Below are 19,605 nucleotides of genomic sequence, written 5' to 3'. Positions count from 1 at the left end.
GACAAGCTAAGCGGTGGTCCGCCCCAAGTCCAGTGCGGGAAGCCGCGGCGGCGAGCTAGTTGCCCGCCGCCAGTGCGCCGTTGCCGATGTGGCGCTCGAGGAACCCGAGCAGACGGTTCTGGAATTCACGCTTGTTGGCTTCCACGTAGAAGCCGTGCCCTTCCTTCGGGTAGTACAGGGTTTCGACCGGAACATTGGCCGCCTTCAAGGCCTGTTCCATGCGCCTGCTGTGCTGGATCGGAGCGCGGTCGTCTTCGCCACCGGCGGCGAGGAATACGGGGGCCTTGATCCTGTCCGCCAACCGGGTCGGCGACACTGCCGTCAGGGCGTCCTTCGGGCCGAGCCACTGGCGCAGGAAGGTCTCGCCCGACCTGCTGCGCTGGATGTCGCCATCGGTGTACATGTCGGACAGCTCGTAGACGCCGACGTAGCCCACTGCGCACCGATACAGGTCCGGTTCGCGCGCCACGCCCATCAGCGCGGCGTAACCGCCATAGCTCGCACCGTAGATGCAGACGCGGGCGGGGTCGGCGTACCCCTGCTCGATCGCCCAGCGGGAGGCATCGGTGATGTCGTCCTGCATCTTCGCGCCCCATTGCCGAGCGCCTGCCTGCTCGAAGGCGCGACCGTGGTTACCAGAGCCGCGGTAATCCACCTGCAGCACGGCGTAACCGGAAGCCGCGAGCATCTGCACGTCCGGATCGAATCCCCATGCGTCGTAGATGCCGAACGGGCCACCGTGCGGCATGACCACCATCGGCAGCCGCTTGCCGTCAGAACCCGGTGGCAGCGTGAGATAGCCATTCAGCGTCAGCTGATCGCGCGCCTTCAGTGATACCGGCCGCATCTCGGCCATCGTGGCCGGATCGATCTTCTCGCGCCGGCTGACCAGGTAATCGGCCTTCTTGCCGGCGATGTCGAAAACGTAGACGTCCCCGGGATTGCGGTCACTGGACACCTCGATCAGCGCGAGCTTGCCGTCGGACGTGGTGGAAATGACCTCGACCGCCTGGTCCTTGAAGGCAGCTTCCAGGCTGCGCTGCAGGCGCGCTTCCGGCGAGGCGGCATCGAAGAATGCCGTCCGCGGCTTTCCGTCCATGTAGACCGCGCCAACCGGCACGCCGGTTCCGGGGCGATAGAGGATGGAGAACGGATCGACATTGTCATCGCGCAGCAGCTCGCGCCGCTGCAACGTCGCCAGGTCGAGCGCGTCAATGGAATCCGGCCCCTGTGGATGCTCCACCCGCAGATAAGCGGTGGCGTTGTCCGCCGCGAATCCGATCGCATACTCCGCGTGGCCGCTCGCGGCCTCGTCGTTCAGCAGTTTCCAGGGCGCGTCCTCCGCGGCTTCGTGGTAGTACAGCTTCGTATTGAGGTCGATTCCGCCACCTTGCGCAAAACGCACGTTGCCAGCGTTGTCGGTGATGAAATCCACGTTGGCCACCGGCCCCTGCACCAGCTTGGTCCGCTTGCCCGTATACACATCCATCTTCTCGACCCGAGACTCCGGATCCGTGATGAAGCGGAAGACGTTGATCAGCACGTGGCGGTCGTCTCGTGGCAGGTCGTCGATCATCAACGCGGCGACCCGTTCCTCCTTCTTGGCACCTACTCGTGTGCCCAGCTTGCCCGCCACCAGGCGTTGGCCGACCAGGATCTCGGGGGTGGAACCGTTGACGTGCATGCCGTAGAGCTCGCCGAGCAGGCGCGGCTCATCCAGGGATCCGATCCGCTCGGCCATGCTGAACACCACCCGCTCAGAATTGACCCACCAGAAATCGTGAACGTGGGTTCGCGTCCCCATCCCGAACGAACCCACCATCTTGTGGTCGGCGCGACGCCGGATGGCGAGTACCGTCTGGTTCTCGAGCGGAATCGTGACGGCGTAATACTCGCCGGTCGGCGACAGCTTGATCTCCTTAAACTTCTCGGTGTCAGTGAATAGCCCGACCTCCACGGCCCGCGCCGGCTGCATCAGCACAGGCAACAGTACGCACAGCAGCAATACGCGCTGGCAGATCCCCATCGATGTTCCCCTTTTTCCCTGTCCCGGCGGGCGCCCCCATGCGCCCGCGACGGCAGCAGGCTAGCGCATCGGGACCGTCGCGGAAATGGGGTAAGCGTAGGGATCAGCCCGAACTCGGCTTGCATGTCCGAGCGCGTAAACCAGTCACTCAGTCGGGGCGAGTTCCGCGATGACCCGCCCGAGCCCGTCCCTCCAATCAGGTAACTCAATCGCGTATTCAGCCTGCAAGCGTCGATTGTCCAGCACCGAGTAGGCAGGCCGCCGCGCGGGCGTCGGGTAGTCCGACGTGCCGATGGGATCCACGACGGGCGCTCGCTCAAGCACGCCGCGGGCGATCGCCGCTGCGAAGATCGCTTCGGCGAATCCGTGCCAGCTTGTCTGGCCGGAGGCGGTGAGGTGCCTGATGCCCGACTGCGCGACTCCCCGCTCCAGGATCCGGGCCGTGGTATCGGCGATCAATCCGGCCGAGGTCGGCGAACCCTGCTGATCCGCGACCACCTTGAGCCGATCGCGCTCCCCCGCCAGACGCAGCATCGTCAGCAGGAAATTGCTGCCATGCGCCGCATAGACCCAGGCAGTGCGCAGGATCAGGTGGCGGGCGCCACTGCTCCGGATCGCCTCTTCGCCCGCAAGCTTGCTCGCCGCGTACACGCCGACAGGCGCCGTCGGATCGTCTTCGCGGTACGGCCGGGTGCCGGTTCCGTCGAAGACATAGTCGGTGGAGTAATGCACGAACAACGCGTCGCACGCCTTGCAGGCGTCGGCCAGAACCGCTGGCGCTTCCGCATTCACGCGGAACGCCGCCTCCGGCTCGCTTTCGGCACGATCGACAGCGGTATAGGCGGCGGCATTCACCACGACATCGGGCATCGTGCGCAGTATCAATGGTCGCAGCGATTCGGGAGCATCGAGATCCGCGGCTTCACAGGCGGCACCATTGGGAAGCTTGCCGCCGCGGGTGGCGGGTACCACATCGCCGACTGCCGCCAGGCTGCGCCGCAACTCCGTGCCTACCTGGCCCGCAGCGCCCAGCAACAGGATCTTCAAGGTGCGTACACCGGCAGACGATCCTCCGCGATATCCTGCAGATACGGGGCGCGTGCGTCCTTGTCGGACAGCGCAGGCTGCGCAATCGGCCAGTCGATCGCGATCTGCGCATCATTCCAGCGGATGCCGGCGTCGGCGTCGCGATCGTAGGTCTGGGTGCACAGATAGGTGAAGGTGGCATGTTCACTCAGCACGCAAAATCCGTGCGCAAACCCTTCAGGGATCCAGAAATGGCGCTTGTTGTCCGCGCTCAGCACGACGGCGGTCCACTTCCCAAACGTCGGTGAGCCTCGCCGGATATCCACGGCGACATCCCAGACCTCGCCCTCCACGACGGACACCAGCTTGCCCTGTGGCTTGGGCCACTGGTAATGCAGGCCGCGCAGGACACCCTGAACCGAACGCGATACGTTGCCCTGCGCGAAGCGCAGGTTCATGCCTGCCGCGTTCAGCCTGTCGAGGTTGAAGGACTCGTAGAAATAGCCGCGATCATCGCCGAAGACCTGCGGCTCGATGACGATGCAACCGGGGAGATCGGTTTCCCGCGTCTTCATTCGACCCTTCCATGCTCGAGCAGGCTGAACAGGTACTCGCCGTACCCGTTCTTCGCCAGCTGCTGCGCCAACCCGCGCAGGCTGGCTTCGTCGATCCAGCCGTTGAAGTAGGCGATCTCCTCAGGACAACACACACGCAGACCCTGCCGTTTCTCGATGGTCTCGATATACATCGATGCTTCAACCAGCGATTCATGGGTGCCCGTGTCCAGCCATGCATATCCCCGGCCCATCTTTTCCAGCTGCAGCGAACCGTCTTCCAGGTAGCAGCGGTTCAGGTCGGTGATTTCCAGCTCGCCGCGAGACGAAGGCTTCAGGCCGGTTGCAAAATCGCAAACGCGTTCGTCATAGAAGTACAGACCGGTGACGGCGTAATTGGACTTGGGCCGCGCCGGTTTCTCCTCCAATCCCACCACCTTGCCCCTGGCGTCGAACTCCGCCACTCCATAGCGTTCGGGGTCACGGACCCAGTAACCGAATACCGTCGCGCCGTGATGGCGAGCGTCTGCGCTACGCAGCAGTTCGGTGAGGCCGTGGCCGTAGAAGATATTGTCGCCCAGTACCAGGCAGCTCGGGCTTCCGTCCAGGAACTCACGCCCGATCAGGAAGGCCTGGGCCAGACCGTCCGGGCTTGGTTGCACCGCATATTCGATTTTCATGCCCCACTGCGATCCGTCGCCCAGCAGGTTGCGGAACAGCGCCTGTTCGTGCGGGGTGTTGATGATCAGGACTTCCCTTATTCCCGCCAGCATCAGCACGCTGAGCGGGTAGTAGATCATCGGTTTGTCATAGACGGGGAGCAGCTGCTTGCTGATCGCCCGCGTGATCGGATACAGCCTGGTCCCGGAACCACCGGCAAGGATGATGCCCTTGCGCGGACTCACGCCGCAGCCTCGGCGTGCCCTGCACCGATACGTTCCAGGCGATAGCTGCCGTCTAGGACGCGGCCAACCCAGGCCTGATTTTCGAGGTACCAGTCGACGGTATCCGCGATCCCCTGCTCGAAGCTGTGCTGCGGCGCCCAACCCAGTTCGGATTTCAATTTCGTTGCGTCGATGGCGTAGCGGCGATCGTGCCCTGGCCGATCCTTGACATAGGTGATCTGCGAGGCACGTGGTTTGCCATCCTGGCGCGGGCGGCGCTCATCGAGGAGCCTGCAGATCGTGTCGACGACCTGGATGTTCTGACGCTCGGCATCGCCGCCCACGTTGTAGGTTTCGCCGATACGTCCGCGTTCGAGCACGGCTCGGATCGCGGCGCAATGGTCGGCCACATAGAGCCAGTCGCGCACATTCTTCCCGTCGCCGTAGATCGGCAACGGCTCGCCGGCAATGGCCTTAGCGATGACCAGCGGGATCAGCTTCTCGGGAAACTGGTAGGGACCATAGTTGTTGGAACAGTTCGTGGTCAGAACCGGTAGCCCGTAGGTATGGTGGAACGCCCGCACGAGATGGTCGGACGCCGCTTTCGACGCCGAATACGGGGAATTTGGCGCGTAGGGGGTGGTTTCGCTGAACTTTCCTGTGTTGCCGAGGCTGCCGTAGACCTCGTCGGTCGATACATGCAGGAAGCGGAAGGCGGAGCCCGCCGCAGTCGGCATTGCCCTCCAGTAATCACGCACGGCCTCGAGCAGGACGAGCGTGCCCACCACATTGGTCTGGACAAAGGCCGCAGGTCCGTCGATCGAGCGGTCGACGTGGCTTTCCGCGGCGAAGTTGATCACCGCATCGGGACGATGTTCCGCCAGCAACGCATCAAGCAGGACCCGGTCGCCGATGTCTCCCTCGACGAAGACATGATTGGAGTTGTCAGATAGTGGAGAAAGGGTGTCGAGGTTGCCCGCATAGGTCAGCGCATCGAGGTTGACGACGCGGACTCCGGACGCGACAGCATCGAGGACGAAATTGCCCCCAATAAATCCGGCGCCGCCGGTAACCAGCCATGTCGGCATTGCTTGCTCCACTGGAATTCGGTTCAGAACGGGATGTCATCGTCCGCGAAGTCGTCCGCGAACGGCTGCGACTGGGCGGCCGGTCGGCTCTGGCCCTGGGGCTCACGACGCTGCGCCGGCGCGGGCCGCTGGGGCCTGTCGCCACCGCCGGCATCGCGCTCGCCGCCGCCGAGCATCTGCATCTCGTCGCCGATGATGTCGGTCGTGTAATGCTTGACGCCGTCCTTTTCGTACGACCCGTATTCGAGGCGGCCTTCGATGTACACCTGCCTGCCCTTGCGCAGGTATTCGCCCGCGATCTCGCCGAGCTTGCCGAACAGCTTGACCCGGTGCCATTCGGTCTTTTCCTGCGGGTTGCCGTCGCGGTCCTTGCGCACCGTCGTGGTGGCCAGGCTGAGCGTGGTGATGGCCATGCCGCCCTGGGTGTATTTCACATCGGGATCGTTGCCGAGATTGCCGACCAGGATGACTTTGTTGACGCCACGAGCCATTGCGGTTCCTTCATGTTCCCGACCGCGGATCGCGGCCGGCATCATTGGATTATAGCGGGCGGGCCCCTGCCATCAGCGGATGTCCGAACCGGGCCTCGGGAAAATCCGAAGCACGGCGAGTCCCTATAATCGCAGCCCACGCAGACTGCCCTCCCCAATGAACTCCGCGCCGCTCCCGCCGCCAGCCCTTTCCCTGTCTGCGATCCAGGCCCTGGCCCTTGACGACATGGCCCAGGTCGACGCCCTGATCCGGACCCGGCTGGCCTCGGACGTGGTCCTGATCAACCAGGTGGGCGAATACATCATCGGCGCCGGCGGCAAGCGGTTGCGGCCGATGCTGCTGTTGCTGGCCGCGCGCGCGCTCGGCCATCGCGGCGAGGACTCGCACCAGCTCGCGGCGGTGGTCGAGTTCATCCATACCGCCACCCTGCTGCACGACGATGTGGTCGACGAATCCGACCTGCGCCGCGGACGGCGCACCGCGAACGCCGTATGGGGCAACGCCGCCAGCGTACTGGTGGGCGACTTCCTGTACTCGCGCAGCTTCCAGCTCATGGTGGAACTCGAGCGCATGGAGGTGATGCGGATCCTGGCCGACACCACCAACGCGATCGCCGAAGGCGAGGTGCTGCAGCTGCTGCACGTACGCAACCCCGACACGGACGAGGCCGCCTACCTGCGGGTAATAGAACGCAAGACCGCCGTGCTGTTCGCGGCCGCCACGCGCCTTGGCGCCCTGCTCGCCGGTACGGACGCCGCCACCCAGCAGGCGCTGCACGACTACGGCCTAAACCTGGGCTACGCCTTCCAGATCGCCGACGACGTGCTCGACTACGCCTCCGATGCCGCAACCATGGGCAAGAACCTGGGCGACGATCTGGCCGAAGGCAAAGCCACGCTGCCCCTGATCCACGCCATGGCCTGCGCGGATGCGCCGCTGCGCGAACGCCTGCGGGCCATCGTCGAACAGGCCGATACCGGAGCGCTGCCCGAAGTGCTTGCGGCAATCCAGGCCGCGGACGCGCTCGCCTACAGCCGCAGCCGCGCGTCGACGTATGCGCAGGCGGCCGAGGCCGCATTGCAGGGGTTGCCGGAGAGCGAAGGCCTGGCGGCATTGCGCGGGCTGGCACGCTACGCAGTCACGCGAGATCGCTGACCGGTTGCAGAAGCGTGCGCGGTTGTCCGCCACGCAGCTGACAGATCAGACGGCCCCTGAGTGCACCTTATGACGCGGCGAATCGTTCGCGGAAGAAGTCGTGCATCATCTCGAACGCGCGCTTGGCGGCGCGTTCGTTGTACAAGCAGTTGTCGTCGAGCGGGTTGTCCGCGTCCTCAGGCTGCGAGAAGCAGTGGCGCGCGCCGCTGAAATTGACGAACTGCCAATCGGCCTTGGCTGCCTTCATTTCCTTCTCGAAACCCATGATCTGTTCTGCCGGCACGCTGGTGTCGTCGGCGCCGTTCAGCGCGAGGATGGAACTCGTGATCGGTCCGTCGGCCGGACGGTAGCTGTCGAGATTGCCGTGGAAGCTCACCGCTCCGCCCGGCAGGTCCGCGCCCGAGCGCACCAGTTCCAGCACCACGCCGCCGCCGAAACAGAAGCCGAGCGCTCCTATCCTGGCCGCGTCCAGAGGCGCGGTGTCTGCTTGTGCCTTCAGCACTTCGACCGCCCGCTGCGCGCGCGCGCGCAGGGTCTTGCCGCCGTCGACATAGGTCGCCCTGACCGCCGCCAGCGCCTGCGCATCGTCCTTCGGCCTGATGTCCGAGCCGTAGAGATCCGCGATCAGCACCACGTAGTCGTCGCCGGCCACGCCCTTCGCCATCGCGATCGCATCCTGGGTCACGCCCATCCAGTTGGGCATCATCACCAGTCCGGGACGCGTGATCGCATTGGCGTCGTCGTAAACCAGGACACCGCTGTAGCGCTCCTCTCCGATGGTCCACTCGACCGGTTTTTCCTGCATGGCCGCGTGCGCCGGCGCGGCCGTCAGAGCTATCGAAAGAGCGATCAGCACGCTACGCACAAATGGGGACATCGATCCCACTCCTCGCCAGATCCGGGGCTAGCCTAGCGCAGGCGGCGCGGCGTGGAGAAGTCAGGCGATGCCGAGGCCGGGAATGGCGCTGATGGCGTCCGGGTCGAAGCCGGCAAGCTGGGCGAAGTGGCGGCCGCGGGCGACATAGTCGCGATATGCGCCGAAGCTGGGCGCACCGGGCGAGAGCAGCATCACTCCCTCCCCGCCGAGCGCCGCCCGGGCCGCCTCCACTGCGCCTGCCAGGTCGCTTGCCTCGAGCAGCCGGAAGCCAGCCTTCCCAGTCAGCGGTGCCAGCAACTGGTGAATCCGCGGCCCGTTCTGTCCCATGGTCGCAATGACGGCCGGCGCATGGGTGGACATCGCCTCGGCGAACGGTGTCCAGTCGAGTCCGCGGTCGTGACCACCTAACAGGATCGCGACCCGGCGGTCGTTGAACACGTCCAGCGCGGCTAGGCTGGCGTGCGGGGTGGTGCTGATGGAATCGTTCACCCACAGCAGGCCATCGCGCACGCCCAGGGTCTGCAGCCGGTTCGGCAGCGGCTGGAAGTGTTCGGCCTGAGAGGCAAGCGCGGCCGCGTCCAGCCCAAGCGCCTCGAGTGCGGTCAGCACCGCACACAGATTGCCGCGGTTGTGGCGTCCCGGCAGCGATACCAGCCGGGTATCGAGGATCCTGGCCTCGCCGCGGAACAGATCATCGCCGCGCAGATGCCAGCCGGCCTCGGTGCCGTACCAGCGCACATCGGATCCGGGAAGTCGCAGGGCGGCCAGCACCGGATCGTTCGCATTGAGCACGGCAAGGCGCGGCCTGGCCTCCGTCAACAACGCGAGCTTGTCCTGCACGTATCGCTGCTCGCCGCGATGCCAGTCCAGATGCTCGGGAAAGACATTGGTAACGATCGCCAGGTGTGGACGCACGCCGGAGGCCGCAACGTCGCGCGTCTGGTAACTGGACAATTCGATGGCCCAGTACTCGGCCTGTCCAGCGAGCAATTCGAGCAGAGGCAGGCCGATATTGCCGGCCAGCGCGGTGCGCAACCCGCCCGCCCGCAGCAGGTGCGCCAGCAGCGCCGTCGTGGTGCTCTTGCCCTTGGTTCCGGTGACGCAAAGCGTGCGTGCCTCGGGACGTTCGGCAAACCACAATGCGGTGCCGCCCACGAAACACGTGCCCCGTTCGGCTGCCGCGACGGCTTCAGGACCGTATGGGCTTATCCCGGGCGACTTGATCACCACATCGAAAGCGGCTAAGCGGTCGGCCGACACCTCGTGTTCGGTCGATAGCAGCCGATCGCCCAGTGCAAGCGCATCGGCAGCCTCGTCGGGATTGCAGAACAGCGTCAGGCCGCCCGGGTAGGGCGGTTGCGCTTCCGGGTTCCGGTGCTGCACGACCAGGCCGCGCAGCGCGCGATATGCCGCCCTGCCCTCGCGACCCCAGCCCCAGAGCGCGACCTTTCGGCCTGCCAGGTCTCCCAGCCTAAGCGGCGAACAGCGCACGCACGCGCTCCCACAGCGCAGGCGGGATGGCATGTTCCTGGTCGATCTGCAGCAGCGCGGCCACATCGAGTTCGGCCGCTTCCAGCTGGGGCAGGATTTCGAGGGCGAAGCGCTCGACCACCGCATCCTCGCGCCATTCCGGCCGCGCGGCCAGGGCGGCCATCGCCGCGCGCGATTCCCTGCCTTCTCCCACGCACTCGAAGGGCTTGTGGTCCTGGTACTCGAGCAGCGCGTCGTAGCCGGGCACCTGGGCCGGATCGTCGAGCAGGTTGCGGCCGAAAATGCCGACCAGCCGGGGCTTGGGCATGAACGGCGCCAATGCCAGGAATACGAAGTGGCATTTCGGGCACACCCCGCACCAGCGATTGGCCGGCCGTTCGCCGAGCAGGTGGAAGTTGCGGTTGCAGCTGGAGAAATGCGCGTCGTAGCGCTCGGTCTTTGCGAACTGGCGGGCGACCGCGAGTTCGCTCAACGATCGCAGCAGCGAGTAGTAGCGCAGATCCGCCGCAACGTGTCGGCGCACATGCAAGGCGAAACCATGTTCGAACGCCCAGCCCTTCGACCACTGATGGTTGACCTCGCCTGTGCCGGCGATCTGGCTGCCGTAGCTGGCCGAACGCTCGTTGGAAAACACCACGTGGTTGGCGTCCTCCAGCACCGCGGCGAGCACCAGGATCGCGGAGTTGATCGCGGTGACCGGGATATGCCCGTTCCACGCGCCCTGGCGGTTGAGTTCGAACAGCTGCGGCGCCAGCTGCCGGTCGATGTTGAGCATCGGCAGACCGGTCCGCTCCGCGCACGCCCGGATCAGCTGCGACCCGCCGATCCAGGTCACCTGCTGCGGAACGCCGGCCGCACGCAGCGCCTCGATGCTGACCAGCGAATCCTTGCCGCCACCGATCGCCACCAATGCCTGTTCACGCAGGCCCAACGGCGGCGCCGTGACGGCACTTCCATCCGCGAGTGACGGCTGCGATGCAGGCTCATGCTGAACGGCCTTCCCAACTGCAGCCGTTGCAACGGGAAAGCGGATCCGCCCACGCAGCGTGAGTCCATTGCGGTAGGCGAACTCGCCCAGCCCGTTGACGTACACCTCCTCCAGGAATGCTGCGGTTTCCGCATCAATCGCATAGCCGTCGATGCGGATCTCAGGCGGTACCGCGGCCTTGTAGTAGCTCACTCCACTGATCAAGTGCAGCAGCCGCAGCGCCTGTTCCACCGCCTCGGCTCTGGGACCATCGATCACGAACGGCGCTCCGGGGATGCTGATCGTCTCGACCAGTTCCGGGCCGTCGTCGAACGCATACGCCAGCCGCGCCACGCCCGTCGCCGCATCGAAGCTGCAAGCAACGAAGCGGAAGCAGGCGACGCCCTCACGGTCGAAGATCCGCTCAGTCATCGATGACATGCTCCAGGGGCAACCCGCGCAGGTTGTAGGTATTGCTCATGACGCGGCCATAGGCGCCGGCATCGGCAATGAGCACGATATCGTCCTCGCGGGTCGCCGCAGGCAGGCGACGCGCAGTGCCGAACACGTCGCTGGATTCGCAGATCGGTCCGACCACGTCGCAAGGCGCCTCATGCGCCTCGTCGAGCCGGCTGAGATTGTGGATGGCATGGTAAGCACCGTACAGCGCCGGCCGCATCAGCGTGTGCATGCCCGCATCCAGGCCAACCCGGTGCACGCCCTGTTTCTCGACCACCTGGGTGACGCGGGCCAGCAGCACTCCGCTTTCGGCGACCAGATAGCGGCCCGGCTCGATCGCCAGCGCATAGCGCGGATAGGCCGTCTTGATCTCCGCGATGCCGTCCGCCCACGCATCGAGGTCGAACGGTTCGGCATCGGGCTTGTACGGAATCGGCAAGCCGCCGCCGATGTCGATCGTTTCCACCGTGCCGATGCCATCGGCGAAGCCGGCCAGTTCGGCATACACCTCGCGCCAGTGCACCGGCAGCTCGATGCCGCTGCCCAGGTGCGCATGCAGGCCGGTGATCCGGATGTCGAGCCTGCCTGCTTCGGACACGAAGTCGTCAAAGGCCAGCAGCGGCAGGCCGAACTTCGAAGCGATGCCGCCGGTGACGACCTTGGCGTGATGGCCATCGCCGCGTCCCAGGTCCAGGCGCAGCCAGAGCGCACGCTCGCGGAAGGTGTCCGGCCAGCGCCGCAGCGCCTCGACGTTGTCGAGAGTGACGGTCACCCCACGCGCGAACGCGGCATCGTATTCGCGGCGCGGCGCGAAGCTGGGCGTGAACAGCACCCGCGCCGGGTCCAGGTCTGCGATTTCCGCGAACGCGTGTTCGAGCTCGCCCTGCGACACGCATTCGATCCCGAAGCCTTCGGCATACAGCGCACGCAGCAGGTCTGGATGCGAATTGGCTTTGATCGCGTAGTAAGGCCTGTCGATCGCGGCGATGCCGCGCAGCGATCGCGCGCGGGCGCGCACCGTCGGCAAGTGGTAGACGTAGGTGGGCGTGGGCGCGGCGGCGATCGCCAGGAGCGCCTGCCGCTGTGCCTGCCACCAGGGCGTCGGGCGCACCGGCCGGCCATGGGCGAGTTCGCGCCAGCTCGGCCCGAACACGCTTTCGTCGCCCACCGGCATCGCCTCGCTGTCGATCAGCTCGGCGTGCAGCTGCGCGACCATGCCTTCGGCATCGGCCTCGTCGATGACGAAGGTGAGGTTGAGATCGTTGGAAGACTGCGAGATGAGGTGGACCCGCTCGCGTCCGAATGCGGCCCAGATGTCGGACAGACGGTGCAGCAGCGAGCGCATGCCGCGCCCCACCAGGGTGATCGCCGCGCAGGGCGCGATCACCTTCACCCGGCATATCTGCGTGAGATCCTCGGACAGTTTGGCCAGCACGTCGGTGCTGACCAGGTTCTCGCTCGGGTCGAGCGACACCGTGACGTTGGTTTCCGACGAGCTGATCAGGTCCACCGACAGGCCATGCCGCTTGAAGCGTTCGAACACATCGGCCAGGAAGCCGACCTGCTGCCACATGCCGATGCTCTCCATCGACACCAGCACGATGCCATTGCGGCGGCTGACGGCCTTGACGCCGGAGACGGTCGCGGCGCTGGAATCGATGCGCGTGCCCGGCAGGTCCGGGCGCTCGGTGTCGAGGATCGCCATCGGAACGCGCGCGTCGCGACAGGGTCCGATCGAACGCGGGTGCAGCACCTTGGCGCCGGTGGTCGCGATCTCCTGCGCCTCGGCATAGTCCAGCCGCGCCAGCAGGCGCGCATCGGGCACCTCGCGCGGATTCGCGCTGAACATTCCGGGCACGTCGGTCCAGATTTCCACGCGGCGCGCCTTCAGCAGGGCGCCGAAGTACGCCGCCGAAGTGTCCGAGCCGCCACGGCCCAGGATCGCGGTTCCGCCTTCGGCATGGCGGGCGATGAAGCCCTGGGTCAGCAGCATGCGCGCAGGCTGCGCCGCGAACCGGGTCCGCCAGGCGTCGTCGGCCGCCTGACGGCACGATACCGACAACCGCGTCGACCAGGCGTTCTGGTTCGGCAGCGCCACCGCGTCGAGCCAGTCGCGCGCATCGCACCAGCCGAAATCCAGACCCTGCGCGCGCAGGTAGGCCGCGCCCAGGGTGGAAGACAGCAGCTCGCCCTGGCCCAGCATCTCCGCCTGCCAGTCCAGCGCACGCGAGGCAGCGCGCTCATCCTGGCCCAGGCTCCGGAGCGCGGCGAGGCGTTCGTGCAGCACGGCGTCCGGATCCAGCCCGAGCTCCGCGCAGAACGTGCGGTGGCGCTCGACCAGCGCATCGATCCGGGCGGAGATACCGTCGTTCGCACCCACCTGTGCGCAGGCGATCGCCTGCAACTCATTGGTTACACCTGAAAGCGCCGATACCACCACCAGCACGCGCGCGTGCTCCGCGCGCTGCGCCGCGATCTTTCCAACGGTGTCCCAGCGATGTCGTTTCGACACGCTGGTGCCGCCGAACTTGAGCACGATCCAGGCTTCGGCTTGCGCGCCGTCGAAAGACAGGTGGGAGGACATAGAATGCGTGTTCGCCCGCCGCGCGGGCACGAGCGCGCAATTCTACGACGAAGCCCGTCTTTCGAAGAGTCCCGATGCCCCGACGCCGATATCTGCAACTCGATGTGTTCGCCAGCCGTGCCGGCGACGGCAATCCGCTGGCCGTGGTGCTCGACGCCGAGGGCCTCGACGATGCATCGATGCAGGCGATCGCGCGCTGGACGCGCCTTCCGGAAACCACGTTCGTGTTCGCCGCTCCCAGGCCAACGGCAAGCTACGGCATCCGCATCTTCAGCCCGCGCCGCGAGGTGCCCTTCGCCGGGCATCCCAGCGTCGGCACGGCGCACGCGGCTCTCTCGGCGGGGATCGCTCAGCCCCGCGACGGCCTGCTGGTGCAGGCCGGCATCGCTGGCGACCTGCCGCTGCTGGTTTCCGGCGAAGGCCCCACCCGCACCATCGCCGTGCGCACGCCACGGGCCCGGGTGATGGAAATTGCAGACGGCGACGATCCACGCCTGCGAGGCGCATTGGCAGGTATACCGCTGGGCACCCTTCCGCCGGCGCTGATGGATGGCGGACGCCGCTGGTGGCTGGCGGAGATCGCCGACGAGACGACGCTGCGTAGCGCTACCCCGGATTGGGATGCGATCGGCAGGCTCGCCCACGACACCGACAGCATGGGCCTGTGCGTGTTCGCCCGCAGCAACGATCCGGTCTATTACCTGGCCGTGCGTGCCTGGGTCGGCGCACCGGCCGCGTTCGAGGACGCGGCCTCCGGCGCGGCCAACGCCACCCTGGCCGCATGGCTCGCCTCCCAGGATGCCCTGCCGGGCGATACCGGGTTTTACCGGGTCAGTCAGGGCCGCGAGGTCGGCCACGACGCGATCATCGAGTTGCAGGTGGACGCGGATGGGGAGGTCTGGTCCGGCGGGCGCGTCGTCACGGTCGTGGGAGGTCATATCGACTGGTAGCGCGCGCGGCGCGCCTCTTCCGTGCTGCGGCGCGTTGCACCCGCCATCCTGTAGGAGCGGCGTAAGCCGCGAGCTTTTGGCGCGATACGGCGAACAGTTTGCGATTCACGCCGCTCCTACGGAAGCGCTCCCCAAAAGACGAAGGGGCCCAGAGGGCCCCTTCGTCGTTCCTGCGCGGCGCGGTTACTGCGGCCGCACGTCGACCAGCACCCGGATCCGGTCGCCGGGATGGTAATTGGTGCGCGCGGTGTATTCGCGGCCGGCGTATTCATAGGTCACGTCGTAGGCGTTGGCGCCCACTCCACCGGTTCCGTAGCTGTCGTAGTAGCGGTCATCCGGCACCGGGTCGCAGACGGTCACGGTACCGGCGCGCGGGTAGCGATCGCGCACGCTGTTCTCGTACACCTTCTGGCCCGCGATACCGCCGACCATCGAACCGATGGCCGAGGTGGCATAGCGTGCCGATCCTCCGCCGACCTGGCTGCCGATCACGGCGCCGACGACGCCACCGAGCACCGTAGCCACCGTACGACCGGTATTGGTTCCGCGATAGCCACGATCGTAGCCGTCGTTGTCGTAGTAGCGGTCGCGGTCGTAGTAGCCATCGTCGCGATAGCCGTCGTTGTAACCATCGTTGCGATACCCGCCTGCGTAGGTGTCCTGGCGCTGGTAGCAGCGCTGGGACGAGCTCACCGAAGACGAGCGGTAGCCGTCGACCACGGGGCGCACGCTGAGTACGCGGGCATAGGCATAGGTCGGGCCTTGGGACGCGTTTCCGTAGCGGGTGTCATACGGGTCGCGACCGTTGTCGTAATAGGTCTGCGCCGACGCATTGCCGACGACTGCGGCCAGGCCAAGGGCGAGGATCGAGGCGGAAAGCCGGTTCATCTGCATGCTCCAGCGCCAGCGGAGTGCGGCGCCCGTGCATCGTCCAGCCGCAACGGTAAAGCCGTGCTGAATCGAACCGGCTGCAGCGCAAAGCGCGCCGCCGCATGCGCTCGCGTTTACCTCGCCGACAGCCACGCAACGACCTGCGCCGCGACAGCAGACGCCTGGCGCCCGAGCAACGGACCCACATGGCTCGCTTCCGGCAGCCCGATCCTGGTCGCGGCGAGCTGGTCCATGAATGCTTCAGTCATTTCCGCCGGCACATCGCGGTCCTGGCCGGAAATCACGCACAGGGTCGGAACCAGCGGGGCGTCGGTATCGATCCCGGCATGGGCTTCGCGCAGCACCCGCCCACTTTCGTCGCGCCAGTTCCGGAACGCGTACATTGCCGTGACTGGATCCGCGTCGGGCAGGGCTGCCCGGGTCGAAGCCAGGCGCGCATCGCCGTGCCAGCGCACCACCGCCGGCCATTCCTGCAGCGGCAGCCTTGCATGCCATGGACGCGGCGGAAGCGGATTCACGAGCACCAGGGCATCGGCTTCACTAGCCACCTGCAACGCGAGCAACCCGCCCATGCTGGCGCCGACCACGGCACGAGGCCTGCTCAGGTCGGACAGGGCGGCTCGTACCTGTGCGGCGTAGTCTGAAAACGAGGTCGCCGCCAGACCGGCAACGGACGGTTGCAGGTCCGGCGCATGCGCATCGATGTGGCCAGCTGCAAAGACCTCGCGCCAGACGTTCCATTCCCACCCCCCGCCGCCCGCACCATGGAGCAGCAGGGCTGTGCGGATGCTCACCTGCGCAGCCCGACGGTCAGGGCGAGCAGGGCCGCAGCCACGCGCTCGTGTGCCGGATGCCGGGCCCCGGGTAGCGACACCAGGTAATGGCCGGAGACGTTGCGGATGACGGTGCGCGAGACGCGCATCAGGCCGCCGGACGCAAGCTCGTCGTCGGCCAGCGGCGAGCGCAACAAGGCCACGCCAAGGCCCGCGCGGGCGGCAGCGAGCACCAGGTCGTAATCCTCGAAGCGACGATCGGCGGCCTTGGCGCGGAAACGCACGCCCGACTCCGCAAGCCAGGCGCGCCACTGTGAAGTGTCCGAATCGTGCAGCAGGGCTTCTTCGGCGATGCGCGCGGCTTGCGCCTGTCCGCCCAGCGCCGTTGCCAGCGCCGGCGCTGCGACCGGGAACAGGCGCTCGCTGAACAGAAAGCGCGCCTCGACGCCGGACCAGCGGCCACGGCCGTAACGCACGGCAAGGTCGACCCGCCCGTCGCCGAGGTCCGCTACCCGGTGCTCGATCACCGGTTCGATGCGCAGCTGCGGCGGCACCCCCTGCAGCGCGGGCAGGCGCGGGATCAACCACAGCCGGGCGAACGAAGGGACGATGCTGATCCGTGTCGTGGGCATTTCCTGGCGCGGACGCCAGCGGTCCGCCGAATCGCGGATCGCGGACAACGCCTGCCCCACATCGGCGATGAAACGCTGACCGGCAGGAGTGGGCCGCACGCCGCGTCCGTGACGCTCAAACAGCGCGGTCCCCAACCAGTGCTCCACCGCATGCACCCGGCGACTGATCGCTCCGTGGGTGACGCCGAGCGCTTCGGCCGCGGCGGAGAACGAGCCGCTGCGATGCGCTTCGATCACCGCGGTCAGACCTTCGATCGGCGGCATGGGCGAGCTGTGCATATGACTCACAGCTCAGCATCGATCGGTGCGCTATGTCAACAGCAGGGGCGGCGGCAGAGTGGTCGCGATTCCACCCTGTCCGCGAACGATGACTTTTCTGCCGATCCCGCCGAAGCACCCGCCCGGAGCGCTTGCGCTTGCCCTCGCCCTGACTTCATTCGCCGCCGAGGCCGCTGACGCAGGCGACGTGAAAGAACAGGCCAGCGATGCATTCGGCAGCCGGATCGGCATCGAGAGCATCGGCCTGTACTCCGAATCGCTGGTGCGCGGCTTCGATCTGCAGCAGGCCGGCAACTATCTGCTTGGCGATGCCTATTTCGTTCGCGCCGCTGCGCCCCCCGACACGCTCGTGGGCGGCTCGCAGATCCGCGTCGGGCCGAATGCGCTGGACATCGGCTTCCCGGCGCCTTCGGGCATCGTCCAGTACCAGTTGCTGCCTGGAGATCGCACCCGGGCCAGGATCGAACTTGGCTTGCAACATCTGCTGGACACGAACCCGAGGCCCTATCTCCGCACGCATTTCGGTTATCGCCCGGACGACGGCCGGTTTTCGCTGGCGGGTGGCGTGATCGGCTCGCCCAGCGCGCGCTATATCTTCGGCAACAACGCGCGCTATCACAGCGTCGGCCTCGTTCCGCGCCTTGACCTGGGAGAGCACTGGAAGGCGACCGCCTTTTACGGTTACTACGACCAGCGCTATCAGGCGGACATCGGTTTCGAGCCGGCCGCCGGGCGCATGCCCAGGCCCGACCGGCTCGAGTACCTTGGTCAGCGCTGGTCGCGCTTCGATACCCGCAACACTACCTACGGCACGATCCTGGCCTCGCAACCGCGGGAAGGGCGCTGGGATGTCCGTTTGTCTGGCGTCCACTCGCGCGTGCAGCGTCCGCGCTCGGACTTCAACATCTTCTCCGACGTCACGACGGAGGGTGCGGCTGACGCACTGGTGTCGGTGGCGCGCGATCGGGCGGTTTTCTCCCGCGCCTACGAAGCCAGCGCCGGGCGCGACTGGACCACGCCTGACCGCCGCGACCGCGTCACGCTGCTGGCCCGCCTGCGCGACTCGGACTACACCAGTCCGCAGGTGGACACTTACACGCTGGGCGAAGTGTCGCTGTTCGATCCGGTTCCGCAGATGCGCGAGCCGTCGACTGTCGCGCGCGCGCAAGCGCGGTCCGGCATCGAGCAACGGGAGTTGGGCCTGGGCTGGCAGCGCCAATGGCAGTACGGGGCGGCGCTCAACCTGGGTCTGCGCCGGGTAGGGCTGGAGGAATCGGCGACTTCGACCGGCGGCGTCCGCGATGGGCGCGGCGGCCATGCATGGCTGTACAACGCATCCGCCGTGCTGCCGGTTGGCGCGCGGGCGACGGCGTTCGCATCTCTGGTGCGCGGCATCGAAGAGGCCGGGGTTGCGCCGCAACACGCCAAGAATGCGTTCGAGGTGCTCCCCCCGGCGGTGGCCCGGCAATCCGAGCTGGGCATGAAGTGGCAGGCCGGACAAGGCATGACCCTGATCGGCACGCTGTTCGAGATCAGCAAGCCTGAACCGGGATTCGACCGGGATGGCCGTTACCGTTTCATGAGCGACGTCCGCCATCGTGGCGCGGAGCTCTCCATGTCCGGTCCGCTGACGCCCGGTCTGGACGCCTTGTTCGGCGCCACCTGGATGCGTGCACGGCTCGAAGGCCCGGCGGTGGACGAAGGTCTGGTCGGCGAACGCCCCGTCGGCCGTTCCGAGCGCCTGGCATTGGCCAGCCTGACCTATCGGCCAGCCGCAATGCAGTCCTGGTCGTTCGACGTGGACGCCACCTACTCCGGGCCGCGGCCGGCCGATGCCCTCAACCGCACCCGGACGCCGGGGTACACCCTGTTCAATGTCGGCACGCGCTATCGCTTCCGGCTTGGAACGCTGCCGGCCGCTGTCCGGCTGCGGATCTACAACGCGGGCGACAAGTACGCATGGGTCGCCGATGGCGGCGGCATGCAGAGCTACGAGCCCACGCGCAGGGCGATGCTGAGCCTGAGCCTGGGCGACTAGGCCAGCAGCTCGGCCTCCAGCGTGATGGGCACCGCACTCAGCGCCTTGGACACCGGACAGTTCTGCTTGGCATCGTCGGCCAGGGCGCGGAACTTCGCCTCGTCGATGCCCGGGACCGACGCCTTGGTGACCAGCCGGATCGCGCTGAGCGTGGGACCGCCTTCCATCGACAGGTCCACATCCGCACGGGTGTCGAGCGAGGCAGGTATGAATCCTGCCTCGGTCAGCCGCGCCGCCAGCGCCATGGTGAAGCAGCCTGCGTGCGCCGCAGCAATGAGTTCTTCGGGATTGGTGCCCTTGACGTCGCCGAAGCGGGTGTTGAATCCGTACGGCGTGTCGTTCATCAGGCCGCTTTGCGGTGTGCCGAGCCGGCCCTTGCCGCTCTTGAGGTCGCCTTCCCAGTGCGCGGTCGCGTGGCGCGAAATGCCCATGTATGTTC

17 protein-coding genes are annotated in these 19,605 nt (G+C 66.7%); 3 read left to right on the top strand and 14 right to left on the bottom strand.

Going from position 1 to position 19,605, the window contains the following annotated elements:
• Nucleotides 1-55: 55 nt before the first annotated feature.
• From MC380_RS00945 to ssb, 6 genes are all read right to left on the bottom strand, one after another.
• Nucleotides 56-2,026, bottom strand: a complete 1,971-nt coding sequence (locus MC380_RS00945) for a S9 family peptidase (protein WP_242162519.1) — start codon at nt 2,024-2,026, stop codon at nt 56-58.
• A gap of 144 nt (nt 2,027-2,170) precedes the next feature.
• On the bottom strand, nt 2,171-3,073 hold the full coding sequence (rfbD, locus tag MC380_RS00940) for a dTDP-4-dehydrorhamnose reductase (protein WP_242104534.1): 903 nt from the start codon (nt 3,071-3,073) through the stop codon (nt 2,171-2,173).
• Nucleotides 3,070-3,627 (bottom strand): dTDP-4-dehydrorhamnose 3,5-epimerase, encoded by a 558-nt coding sequence (rfbC, locus tag MC380_RS00935; RefSeq protein ID WP_242104535.1) that lies wholly within the window; start codon nt 3,625-3,627, stop codon nt 3,070-3,072. Before rfbC ends, rfbD begins: the two co-directional genes overlap by 4 nt.
• Nucleotides 3,624-4,511, bottom strand: a complete 888-nt coding sequence (rfbA, locus tag MC380_RS00930; RefSeq protein ID WP_242104536.1) for a glucose-1-phosphate thymidylyltransferase RfbA — start codon at nt 4,509-4,511, stop codon at nt 3,624-3,626. The genes rfbC and rfbA overlap by 4 nt, the downstream gene beginning before the upstream one ends.
• Complete coding sequence (gene rfbB / locus MC380_RS00925) at nt 4,508-5,578, bottom strand: dTDP-glucose 4,6-dehydratase (protein ID WP_242162517.1); 1,071 nt, start codon at nt 5,576-5,578, stop codon at nt 4,508-4,510. Before rfbB ends, rfbA begins: the two co-directional genes overlap by 4 nt.
• 23 nt (nt 5,579-5,601) lie before the next feature.
• Nucleotides 5,602-6,069, bottom strand: coding sequence for a single-stranded DNA-binding protein (gene ssb, locus MC380_RS00920; RefSeq protein ID WP_242104538.1), 468 nt, complete (start codon nt 6,067-6,069; stop codon nt 5,602-5,604).
• A 157-nt stretch (nt 6,070-6,226) separates the two neighbouring features.
• On the opposite strand from ssb, the gene MC380_RS00915 reads away from it, so the two are divergent.
• A complete protein-coding gene (locus tag MC380_RS00915) occupies nt 6,227-7,225 on the top strand; it encodes a polyprenyl synthetase family protein (RefSeq protein WP_242162515.1) in 999 nt (332 codons plus the stop codon).
• A gap of 67 nt (nt 7,226-7,292) precedes the next feature.
• Here MC380_RS00915 and MC380_RS00910 read toward each other — a convergent pair whose 3' ends face one another.
• The 4 genes from MC380_RS00910 to MC380_RS00895 are packed head-to-tail and all read right to left on the bottom strand — an operon-like array spanning nt 7,293 to nt 13,603.
• Complete coding sequence (locus tag MC380_RS00910; protein ID WP_242162513.1) at nt 7,293-8,102, bottom strand: dienelactone hydrolase family protein; 810 nt, start codon at nt 8,100-8,102, stop codon at nt 7,293-7,295.
• A gap of 60 nt (nt 8,103-8,162) precedes the next feature.
• Nucleotides 8,163-9,626, bottom strand: a complete 1,464-nt coding sequence (gene murD, locus MC380_RS00905) for a UDP-N-acetylmuramoyl-L-alanine--D-glutamate ligase (RefSeq protein ID WP_242104541.1) — start codon at nt 9,624-9,626, stop codon at nt 8,163-8,165.
• The gene (gene murL / locus MC380_RS00900; protein ID WP_242104542.1) at nt 9,574-10,992 is read right to left on the bottom strand and encodes a UDP-N-acetyl-alpha-D-muramoyl-L-alanyl-L-glutamate epimerase; all 1,419 of its coding nucleotides are present in this window, start codon (nt 10,990-10,992) and stop codon (nt 9,574-9,576) included. The genes murD and murL overlap by 53 nt, the downstream gene beginning before the upstream one ends.
• A complete protein-coding gene (locus MC380_RS00895; protein ID WP_242104543.1) occupies nt 10,985-13,603 on the bottom strand; it encodes a bifunctional aspartate kinase/diaminopimelate decarboxylase in 2,619 nt (872 codons plus the stop codon). Before MC380_RS00895 ends, murL begins: the two co-directional genes overlap by 8 nt.
• A 74-nt stretch (nt 13,604-13,677) precedes the next feature.
• Here MC380_RS00895 and MC380_RS00890 point away from each other — a divergent pair, with 74 nt between their 5' ends.
• The gene (locus MC380_RS00890) at nt 13,678-14,553 is read left to right on the top strand and encodes a PhzF family phenazine biosynthesis protein (protein ID WP_242104544.1); all 876 of its coding nucleotides are present in this window, start codon (nt 13,678-13,680) and stop codon (nt 14,551-14,553) included.
• A gap of 183 nt (nt 14,554-14,736) precedes the next feature.
• Here the strand turns inward: MC380_RS00890 and MC380_RS00885 are convergent, their stop codons facing one another.
• The 3 genes from MC380_RS00885 to MC380_RS00875 all read right to left on the bottom strand — a co-directional run bounded on the left by MC380_RS00885 (nt 14,737) and on the right by MC380_RS00875 (nt 17,113).
• Nucleotides 14,737-15,441, bottom strand: a complete 705-nt coding sequence (locus tag MC380_RS00885; protein ID WP_242104545.1) for a glycine zipper 2TM domain-containing protein — start codon at nt 15,439-15,441, stop codon at nt 14,737-14,739.
• A gap of 116 nt (nt 15,442-15,557) precedes the next feature.
• Nucleotides 15,558-16,238, bottom strand: a complete 681-nt coding sequence (locus MC380_RS00880; RefSeq protein WP_242162511.1) for an alpha/beta hydrolase — start codon at nt 16,236-16,238, stop codon at nt 15,558-15,560.
• The gene (locus tag MC380_RS00875; RefSeq protein ID WP_242104547.1) at nt 16,235-17,113 is read right to left on the bottom strand and encodes a LysR substrate-binding domain-containing protein; all 879 of its coding nucleotides are present in this window, start codon (nt 17,111-17,113) and stop codon (nt 16,235-16,237) included. The genes MC380_RS00880 and MC380_RS00875 overlap by 4 nt, the downstream gene beginning before the upstream one ends.
• A gap of 103 nt (nt 17,114-17,216) precedes the next feature.
• Here MC380_RS00875 and MC380_RS00870 point away from each other — a divergent pair, with 103 nt between their 5' ends.
• Nucleotides 17,217-19,166: a hypothetical protein gene (locus MC380_RS00870; RefSeq protein ID WP_242162509.1), complete on the top strand. Its 1,950-nt coding sequence runs from the start codon at nt 17,217-17,219 to the stop codon at nt 19,164-19,166.
• Here the strand turns inward: MC380_RS00870 and MC380_RS00865 are convergent.
• Nucleotides 19,163-19,597, bottom strand: a complete 435-nt coding sequence (locus MC380_RS00865; RefSeq protein ID WP_242162507.1) for an OsmC family protein — start codon at nt 19,595-19,597, stop codon at nt 19,163-19,165. The two genes, MC380_RS00870 and MC380_RS00865, sit on opposite strands and share 4 nt — an antisense overlap.
• Between the last annotated feature and the right edge of the window lie 8 nt (nt 19,598-19,605).

Source organism: Lysobacter sp. M15 (genome assembly GCF_022662515.1).
Taxonomy (GTDB): Bacteria; Pseudomonadota; Gammaproteobacteria; order Xanthomonadales; family Xanthomonadaceae; genus JAKPBU01.
Note: the sequence above shows the minus strand (reverse complement) of the source record. Positions and strands in the feature narration are given on the sequence as shown.

Excerpts from the sequence above, each read along its gene's own strand:
- MC380_RS00915 (WP_242162515.1), top strand. The coding sequence starts at position 6,227 with ATGAACTCCGCGCCGCTCCCGCCGCCAGCCCTTTCCCTGTCTGCGATC.
- murL (WP_242104542.1), bottom strand. The coding sequence starts at position 10,992 with ATGACTGAGCGGATCTTCGACCGTGAGGGCGTCGCCTGCTTCCGCTTC.
- MC380_RS00865 (WP_242162507.1), bottom strand. The coding sequence starts at position 19,597 with ATGGGCATTTCGCGCCACGCGACCGCGCACTGGGAAGGCGACCTCAAG.
- MC380_RS00895 (WP_242104543.1), bottom strand. The coding sequence starts at position 13,603 with ATGTCCTCCCACCTGTCTTTCGACGGCGCGCAAGCCGAAGCCTGGATC.
- MC380_RS00890 (WP_242104544.1), top strand. The coding sequence starts at position 13,678 with ATGCCCCGACGCCGATATCTGCAACTCGATGTGTTCGCCAGCCGTGCC.
- rfbC (WP_242104535.1), bottom strand. The coding sequence starts at position 3,627 with ATGAAGACGCGGGAAACCGATCTCCCCGGTTGCATCGTCATCGAGCCG.
- MC380_RS00870 (WP_242162509.1), top strand. The coding sequence starts at position 17,217 with ATGACTTTTCTGCCGATCCCGCCGAAGCACCCGCCCGGAGCGCTTGCG.
- MC380_RS00875 (WP_242104547.1), bottom strand. The coding sequence starts at position 17,113 with ATGCCGCCGATCGAAGGTCTGACCGCGGTGATCGAAGCGCATCGCAGC.
- murD (WP_242104541.1), bottom strand. The coding sequence starts at position 9,626 with ATGCCATCCCGCCTGCGCTGTGGGAGCGCGTGCGTGCGCTGTTCGCCG.
- MC380_RS00885 (WP_242104545.1), bottom strand. The coding sequence starts at position 15,441 with ATGAACCGGCTTTCCGCCTCGATCCTCGCCCTTGGCCTGGCCGCAGTC.
- ssb (WP_242104538.1), bottom strand. The coding sequence starts at position 6,069 with ATGGCTCGTGGCGTCAACAAAGTCATCCTGGTCGGCAATCTCGGCAAC.
- MC380_RS00910 (WP_242162513.1), bottom strand. The coding sequence starts at position 8,102 with ATGTCCCCATTTGTGCGTAGCGTGCTGATCGCTCTTTCGATAGCTCTG.
- MC380_RS00945 (WP_242162519.1), bottom strand. The coding sequence starts at position 2,026 with ATGGGGATCTGCCAGCGCGTATTGCTGCTGTGCGTACTGTTGCCTGTG.
- rfbB (WP_242162517.1), bottom strand. The coding sequence starts at position 5,578 with ATGCCGACATGGCTGGTTACCGGCGGCGCCGGATTTATTGGGGGCAAT.